General features: G+C 72.7%; 1 protein-coding gene. It reads left to right on the top strand.

Annotated elements, in window-relative coordinates; genetic code table 11:
• A partial coding sequence (locus KM933_RS38775) for an acyl carrier protein (RefSeq protein WP_221362392.1) occupies positions 1-553 on the top strand: 553 nt, incomplete at both ends.

The raw sequence follows: 553 nt of genomic DNA, 5'->3' as shown, positions 1-553 counted from the left end.
ACGGCGGAGCAGGGCACGGCACTGTTCGACGCGGCCCTCGCCTCCGGCGAGCCGGTGCTTCTCCCCGTACGCCTCGACTTCCCGGCTCTGCGGGCCCAGGGCGAGGTACCGCCGCTGCTGCGCGGCCTGATCCGTACCCCTGCCCGCCGGAGCGTCACGGCGGTCGACTCCGCCACGGCCTCGGGCCTGGCCGCACGTCTTGCCGGACTCGGTGAGATCGAGCGCCGCGAGACCGTGCTGGACCTGGTGCGTGGTCAGATCGCGGTGGTCCTGGGTCACTCCGGTGCGCAGACCGTCAACCCCGACCGGGCGTTCCAGGACCTTGGGTTCGATTCGCTGACGGCGGTGGAGCTGCGCAACCGGCTGGGCAAGGCCACCGGTCTGCGGCTGCCCGCGACGGTCGTCTTCGACTACCCGACCGCCGCCCTCCTCGCCGACCACCTGCTGGACAGCGTCCTCGGCACCGAGTCGGCGGCGGTGGTGCCGGTGTCGGCGTTGCCGTCGGTGGCGGACGATCCGGTGGTCATCGTGGGGATGGCGTGCCGTTATCCGG

This window comes from Streptomyces beigongshangae, assembly GCF_019710745.1.
Classification (GTDB): Bacteria; Actinomycetota; Actinomycetes; order Streptomycetales; family Streptomycetaceae; genus Streptomyces; species Streptomyces beigongshangae.
The sequence above is the reverse complement of the archived record's forward strand: the minus strand, read 5'-3'. Positions and strand labels throughout refer to the sequence as shown.